Genomic DNA, 7,245 nt, shown 5'->3' on the forward strand with positions numbered 1-7,245 from the left:
GCCGGGAGGCGGCCGGCCGTGGGTGAGGAGCCGGAGCGCGGGCTCTCCCGGGCGCCGGAGCTGCGGGAGCCGGACCTGCCGCGTACCGCCAAGCAGCGCCCGAGGGCACTGCGCACCGGCTGGACGACCGGCACCTGCGCCTCGGCGGCGGCCCGCGCCGCCGCGCTGCACCTGGTCACCGGCGAGCCCCAGCCGTGGGTGGAGGTCGCGCTGCCCTCGGGGCGGCGGGTGACCTTCGCCGTGGAGCGCTCGGCCGAGCTGCGGCCGGGCCGCACCGAGGCGGTGGTGGTCAAGGACGCGGGCGACGACCCGGACGTCACCCACGGCTCGCGGCTGACCGCCACGGTGAGCTGGCGGGGCGAGCCGGGCATCGAACTGCACGGCGGCGTCGGCGTCGGCGTCGTCACCCGGCCGGGGCTCGGTCTGGAGGTGGGCGGCCCGGCGATCAACCCGGTGCCCCGCGCCATGATCAGCCAGGCCGTGGGCGAGGTCGTCGACACCGCGGAGCGCGGCGTGGACGTCACCATCAGCGTGCCCGACGGCGAGAAGCGCGCCCGCAGGACCACCAACGCCCGGCTCGGCATCCTCGGCGGCATCTCCATCCTGGGGACGACCGGGATCGTCCGGCCGTTCTCGACGGCCTCGTGGCGGGCGAGCGTGGAGCAGGCGGTGTCGGTGGCCGCGGCGCAGGGCGCCCCGGCCGTGGTGCTGTGCACCGGCGGGCGCACCGAGAAGGGCGCCATGGAACTGCTGCCCGGGCTGCCGCCGGTGTGCTTCATCGAGGTCGGCGACTTCACCGGCGCCGCGCTGCGGCGGGCGGTGGAGCACGGCGTGGGCCGGGTGGTGTTCGTCGGCATGGTGGGAAAACTGACCAAGCTGGCCTCCGGGGTGCTGATGACGCACTACACGCGGTCGAAGGTGGACACCTCCGTCCTGGCCGACGTCACCCGCGCGGTGGGCGGCGCGGACGCGCTGGCGGCCGAGGTCGCGGCGGCGAACACCGCCCGCCACGCGTACGAGCTGTGGGACGCGGCGGGGTTGCTGCAGACGGCCGCTCCGGAGCTGTGCCGACGGGTGGTGGACGTGCTGGAGCGCTTCACCGACCGCCGGATCACCGCGGAGGCGGCCATGGTGGACTTCACCGGCCGCACCGTGGTCGCCCTGTGCTCCGACGGCGGGGGGCTGCTGCCGTGATCACGGTCGTGGGCACGGGCACGGGCACGGGGGCGGGCACGGGCACGGGGGCGGGCTCCTCCGGGCTCGGCACGCTGTCCTGGCGGAAGGTCCGGCTGGCCGTGGGCGCCCGCCGCCATCTGGAGGCGGCCGCCCCTCCCCCCGGGGTACGGCGCGTGGTCCTGGGACCGCTCGCCCCGGCGCTGGACGCCGTCGAACGCCAGCTGTCCGAGGACGGCGGGCCGGTGGTGGTGCTCGCCTCCGGCGACCCCGGGTTCTTCGGGATCGTCCGCTCGCTCGCTGAACGCTTCGGCCCCGAAGCCCTGGACGTACGGCCCACCGCGCCGTCCGTCGCGGTGGCCTTCGCCCGCGCCGGACTGCCGTGGGACGACGCCGCCGTGGTCAGCGCGCACGGGCGCGACCCGCGCACCGCCGTCAACGTCTGCCGCGCCCACCCCAAGACCGCCGTGCTCACCGGGCCCGGCGCGGGACCCGCCGAGCTGGGCGCCGCCCTGGCCGCCGCGGGGCTGCCGCGCACCCTGGTGGTGGCGAGCGCGCTGGGCACGGCGGACGAGCGCGTCGAACGCCTCTCCCCCGCCGAGGCCGCCTCCCGCGCCTGGCCCGGCGAGGTCAGCGTGGTGCTGTGCCTGGACACCTCCCGTGCTCTGGCCCCCGGTCCCCGGACGCTCGCCGGGCCGCGGCGGGCGGGCGCCGGCTGGGCGCTGCCGGAGGACGCCTTCGCGCACCGCGACTCGATGATCACCAAGTACGAGGTGCGGGCGCTGGCACTGGCCCGGCTCGGGCCGCGCCCGGGCGACCTGGTCTGGGACGTCGGCGCGGGCTCCGGCTCCGTCGCGGTGGAGTGCGCCCGCCTGGGCGCGGCGGCCATCGCCGTGGAACGCACCGCCGACGGCGCCGAACGCTGCCGCGCCAACGCCGCGGGCCACGGTGTGGACCTCCAGACCGTGCACGGCGCGGCGCCCGGCGTCCTCGCCGGGCTGCCCGAGCCCGACGCCGTGTTCGTCGGCGGCGGGGGGCGGGAGCTGGAGGCGATCGTGTCGGCCTGCGCGCTCCGCGCCCGCCGCACGGTCGTCGTCACGCTCGCCGCGCTGGACCGTGTGCCGGCGGTACGCGCCGCGCTCGGCGCCGCCGGTCTCGCCGCCGACGGCGTGCTGCTGCAGTCCTCCCGGCTGGCCCCCCTGCCCGGCGAGGTGGTGCGGCTGGCGGCCGGCAACCCCGTCTTCGTCCTGTGGGGCATCCGCCCCGGCACCGAAGGAGCATCCTCGTGAACGCCCCGAACGCCCCGGCCGGCCTGACCGGCCTCGTCTCCGCCACCGCCGCGGGGCGGCGCGCCCGCGACCGCCTGGCGGCCGCCTGGCCGGGGGCCGTCCGCGTCTACGGCACCGGCACCGGCACCGTCCGCGAGGCGGTCACCCGCGCCTTCACCGAGTGCGACCGCCTCGTCTGCTTCCTCGCCACCGGCGCGACCGTGCGCCTGATCGCCCCGCTGCTGGGCGGCAAGGCCGGCGATCCGGGCGTGGTGTGCGTGGACGAGGCCCAGCAGTACGCCGTGGCACTGCTGGGCGGTCACGCGGGCGGCGCGAACGATCTGGCGCACGCGGTGGCCGAGGTCCTGCCCGGCTGCCGTCCCGTCGTCACCACCGCCACCGACGCCGCGGGCATCCCCGGTCTGGACACCCTCGGCCTGCCCGTCGAGGGCGCCGTCGCGGCGGTGTCGCGGGCCGTCCTCGACGGCGAGCCCGTCCGTCTGGTGCGTCATCGTGTCCTCCCCCTCCCCGCACTGCCACCCAACGTAACCGATGCCACCGACAACGCCACCGGGAGTGACGAACCGGATGGTGGGGGAAGTGCGGACGGCGGGTACGCCCTGCTGGTCACCGACCGCGCGGTGCGGCCCGGCGACCGCACGGCCGTCCTGCGCCCGCCGACCCTCGCCGTCGGCGTCGGCGCCAGCCGGGGAGCGCCCGCCGAGGAGGTCACCGCCCTGATCGAACGGTCCCTGGCCGACGCCGGTCTGTCGCCGCTGTCCGTCTCGGAGCTGGCCACCGTCGAGGCCAAGGCCGGCGAGGAGGGCATCGTGGAGGCGGCCCGGCGTCTGGGCGTGCCGCTGCGGACATACCCCGCCGAGGAGCTGGCCGCCGTGCCCGTGCCCCACCCCTCCGACGCACCGCTGGCCGCCGTGGGCACCCCGAGCGTGGCGGAGGCCGCCGCGCTGCTCGCCTGCGGCGAGGGCGCCGAACTGGTCGTGCCCAAGCGGAAGTCCGCTCCCGGGGGACGGCCCGCGATGGCGACCTGCGCCGTGGCGCGGCGGCGGCTCCGCGGGCGGCTGGCCGTCGTCGGGCTCGGGCCCGGCGCCCGCGACCTGCTCACCCCGCGCGCCCGCGACGAACTGCGCCGCGCCTCGGTGGTCGTCGGCCTCGACCAGTACGTGGACCAGATCCGCGATCTGCTGCGGCCGGGCACCCGGGTGCTGGAATCCGGTCTCGGCGCGGAGGAGGAGCGCGCCCGCACCGCCGTGGCCGAGGCCCGCGCCGGCCACGCGGTGGCGCTGATCGGCAGCGGCGACGCGGGGGTGTACGCGATGGCCTCGCCCGCCCTGGCCGAGGCATCCGCCGACATCGACGTGGTCGGCGTCCCCGGCGTCACCGCGGCGCTCGCCGCCGCCGCGCTGCTGGGCGCGCCGCTGGGCCACGACCACGTCTCGATCAGCCTGTCGGACCTGCACACGCCCTGGGAGGTGATCGAGCGCCGGGTCCGGGCCGCGGCCGAGTCCGATCTGGTGGTGACCTTCTACAACCCCCGCAGCCGGGGCCGCGACTGGCAGCTTCCCGAGGCGCTCGCCCTGCTGGCCGGGCACCGCCCCCCGCACACCCCGGCCGGGGTGGTGCGCAACGCCTCGCGCCCCGGCGAGCGCGCCACCGTGACCACGCTCGGCGCGCTCGATCCGGCCACGGTGGACATGATGACGGTGGTGACCGTCGGCAACACCGCCACCCGTACCGTGGCCGGCCGCATGGTCACCCCGCGCGGCTACCGCTGGCAGGAGACGCGGTGACCGCGCCCACGACCGTTCCGGTGACCGCGCCCGTCACCGTCACCTCGCGCTGCGCGGGCTGCGGCGCCTGCCTGCTGACCTGTCCGGTCCACGCGATACGTCCGCTGGGCGGCACCCTGCTGGTGCGGGCCGAACTGTGCACCGGCTGCCTGGAGTGCGTCGAGGTGTGCCCGGTCGACGCCGTCGAGGAGATCCCCGTACGCGCCCCTCAGGAGCCATCGTGACGCCTTCCGCGCCCCGCGCCGTCCATCCCATCGAGGAGGAGTCGTACCGCATCCTGCGCTCGCGGCTGGACACCTCCCACCTGCCGCCGCTGACCCGGGCCGTGGTGGAGCGGGTGATCCACTCCAGCGCCGACCCGGCGTACGCCGAGGACCTGGTCACCGACGAGAGCGCACTGCGCGCCGCGCACACCGCCCTGCACGCCGGTGCGCCGGTCGTGGCGGACGTCGAGATGGTCGCCGCCGGGATCACCCGGCGCGAGACGGTGTGCCGGCTCTCCGACGCCCGCGCCGAAGACGGACTGAACGGACTGACCCGCTCCGCGCACGCGGTGCGGCTGGCCTACGAGCAGGTCGGACCGGGCGCGGTGTGGGTGGTCGGCTGCGCCCCCACCGCACTGTTCGAACTGCTCTCCCTGGACGCGGACCCCGCTCTGGTCGTCGGCCTGCCCGTCGGCTTCGTCGGCGCGGCCGAGAGCAAGGCGGCACTGCGCGCCAGCGGTCTGCCCGCCGTCAGCAACGTCTCGGAGAAGGGCGGCAGCGCGGTGGCCGCGGCCGCCCTCAACGCCCTTCTGTACACCCCGGCCACCGCCGCACAGCACGTCGGCGCCGTCCCCGGCTCCGGCTCCGGCACCACCAAGGAGAAGACCCAGTGACCAGCCCGCCCGCCCTGCTCCTCGTCGGCCACGGCACCCGTGACGACGCCGGCGCCGAGGCGTTCCGCTCCTTCGTGCGCGACCTCGGCGAGCGGCGGCCCGGCCTCCCCGTCGCGGGAGGCTTCATCGAACTGTCCCCGCCCCCGCTCGCCGACGCCGTCGCCGAACTGACCGGGCGGGGCGTGCGGAAGTTCGCCGCCGTCCCGCTGATGCTGGTCTCGGCCGGACACGCCAAGGGCGACATCCCCGCCGCCCTGGCCCGCGAGAAGCAGCGCCACCCCGGCACCGCCTACGCCTACGGCCGCCCCCTCGGCCCCCATCCGTCGCTGCTGAACGTGCTGGAGCGCCGGGCGGACGAGGCGCTGCGGGCGGCGGACGGCGGGGACGGCGCCGACCGCGCCGGCACCACGGTACTGCTGGTGGGCCGCGGCTCCACCGACCCGGACGCCAACGCCGAGGTGCACAAGGCGGCCCGGCTGCTGTGGGAGGGGCGCGGCTACGCGGGCGTGGAGACGGCGTTCGTCTCGCTCGCCGCCCCCGACGTACCCGCCGGCCTGGACCGCTGCCGGGCGCTGGGCGCCCGCCGGATCGTGGTGCTGCCGTACTTCCTGTTCACCGGCATCCTGCCGGACCGGGTGCGGGCGCAGACCGGGAGCTGGGCCGCGGCGCACCCGGAGACCGAGGTGCTCAGCGCCGATGTCATAGGCCCCACCGACGAGTTGGCGGAGCTGGTCTGGGAGCGCTATACCGAGGCCGTCGAGGGCGACCTGCGGATGAACTGCGATTCGTGCGTCTACCGCATCGCGCTGCCCGGTTTCGAGGACAAGGTGGGCATGCCCCAGCGCCCCCACCACCACCCGGACGACGACGGCCACGGGCACCACCATCACCACGATGGCGGCCATGCGCACGCTCGCTGACCCCCTGGGCCCCCCACGGCCCCCGCACACCGCGCACGACCTGCGCCACCACGGTGACGCGGAGGTGCGCGGCGCCGGCGCGGACCTGGTGGACCTCGCGGTCAACGTCCGCGCCGGCACGCCTCCCGCGTGGCTGAGGGAACGGGTGGCCGCCTCGCTCGGCTCGCTGGCCGCCTACCCCGACGGGCGGGCGGCGCGGCGGGCGGTGGCGGCACGGCACGGGCTGCCGCAGGAGTGCGTGCTGCTGACGGCGGGTGCGGCGGAGGCGTTCGTCCTGCTCGCCCGGTTCCTGCCCCCGCCCGGCTCGGACGCCTGGCGCGCCGGCGGCCCGGTCGTGGTGCACCCTCAGTTCACCGAGCCGGAGGCCGCCCTGCTGGACGCGGGCCACCGGGTGGAGCGCGTCGTCCTGGGCGAACGGGACGGCTTCCGCCTCGACCCCGCGCGCGTTCCGGCCGGGGCCGCCGCGGTGGTCGTCGGCAACCCGACCAACCCCACCTCCGTACTGCACCCGGCCCCGGCCCTGGCGGCGCTGGCGCGGCCGGGCCGGACGCTGGTGGTGGACGAGGCGTTCATCGACGCGGTACCGGGCGAGCGCGAGTCCCTGGCGGGGCTGGTGACGGACCTTCCGGGCCGCACCGTGGTGCTGCGCAGCCTGACCAAGACCTGGGGGCTGGCGGGACTGCGCATCGGCTATCTGCTCTCCGACCCGCAGACCGTCGCCGAACTGGCGCGGCACCAGCCGCTGTGGCCGGTCTCCTCCCCCGCGCTCGCCGCGGCCGAGGCGTGCTGCGAGCCGGCGGCACTGGCCGAGGCGGAGCGGGCGGCACAGCGGACCGCCGCCGACCGGGCCCATCTGCTCGGCCGGCTCGCGGAGTTCGGCGAGCTGGGGCGGGCGACCGCTGACCCGCGGGCACCCTTCGTCCTGATGCGGCACGCGGACGCCGCCGGGCTGCGGGAGCGGCTGCGCGCGGAGGGCATCGCGGTACGCCGCGGGGACACCTTCCCCGGTCTGGACGCGCGGTGGCTGCGGATGGCGGTGCGCGACCGGGCGACGACGGACCGCCTGGTGCGAACGCTGGCCGCTCTCGGGGTGCGCTGACGCGCGGAAGCGGCGGCGGGCTCCCGCTCCGGGGGGTTCCCGCCGCCGTTCGCGCCGCCGGGCGGGTCCGGCAGCGGTCGGGTCAGGCGGGGTCTCTTAT

At 77.3% G+C, this 7,245-nt stretch carries 7 protein-coding genes; all 7 read left to right on the forward strand.

The window, feature by feature from the left end:
• The first annotated feature begins 18 nt into the window (after positions 1-18).
• The 7 genes from AC2CJA_RS21680 to cobC are packed head-to-tail and all read left to right on the forward strand — an operon-like array spanning position 19 to position 7,145.
• Positions 19-1,194: a cobalt-precorrin-5B (C(1))-methyltransferase gene (locus AC2CJA_RS21680; protein ID WP_484604353.1), complete on the forward strand. Its 1,176-nt coding sequence runs from the start codon at positions 19-21 to the stop codon at positions 1,192-1,194.
• Positions 1,191-2,462, forward strand: coding sequence for a precorrin-6y C5,15-methyltransferase (decarboxylating) subunit CbiE (cbiE, locus tag AC2CJA_RS21685; RefSeq protein WP_484604348.1), 1,272 nt, complete (start codon positions 1,191-1,193; stop codon positions 2,460-2,462). Before AC2CJA_RS21680 ends, cbiE begins: the two co-directional genes overlap by 4 nt.
• A 23-nt stretch (positions 2,463-2,485) precedes the next feature.
• Positions 2,486-4,249, forward strand: coding sequence for a precorrin-3B C(17)-methyltransferase (gene cobJ / locus AC2CJA_RS21690; protein WP_484604354.1), 1,764 nt, complete (start codon positions 2,486-2,488; stop codon positions 4,247-4,249).
• Entirely contained in the window at positions 4,246-4,473 is a 228-nt protein-coding gene (locus tag AC2CJA_RS21695; protein ID WP_484604349.1) for a DUF362 domain-containing protein, read from the forward strand. Before cobJ ends, AC2CJA_RS21695 begins: the two co-directional genes overlap by 4 nt.
• Positions 4,470-5,126, forward strand: coding sequence for a precorrin-8X methylmutase (locus tag AC2CJA_RS21700; RefSeq protein ID WP_484604350.1), 657 nt, complete (start codon positions 4,470-4,472; stop codon positions 5,124-5,126). The genes AC2CJA_RS21695 and AC2CJA_RS21700 overlap by 4 nt, the downstream gene beginning before the upstream one ends.
• The gene (locus tag AC2CJA_RS21705; RefSeq protein ID WP_484604351.1) at positions 5,123-6,046 is read left to right on the forward strand and encodes a sirohydrochlorin chelatase; all 924 of its coding nucleotides are present in this window, start codon (positions 5,123-5,125) and stop codon (positions 6,044-6,046) included. Before AC2CJA_RS21700 ends, AC2CJA_RS21705 begins: the two co-directional genes overlap by 4 nt.
• Positions 6,030-7,145, forward strand: a complete 1,116-nt coding sequence (gene cobC, locus AC2CJA_RS21710) for an Rv2231c family histidinol phosphate aminotransferase CobC (protein WP_484604352.1) — start codon at positions 6,030-6,032, stop codon at positions 7,143-7,145. The genes AC2CJA_RS21705 and cobC overlap by 17 nt, the downstream gene beginning before the upstream one ends.
• Positions 7,146-7,245 lie beyond the last annotated feature (100 nt).

It is taken from the genome of Streptomyces sp. ATLC9 (assembly GCF_057196705.1).

Bases quoted from the DNA above. Each gene is read 5' to 3' on its own strand.
- cobC (WP_484604352.1), top strand. From the start codon at position 6,030: ATGCGCACGCTCGCTGACCCCCTGGGCCCCCCACGGCCCCCGCACACC.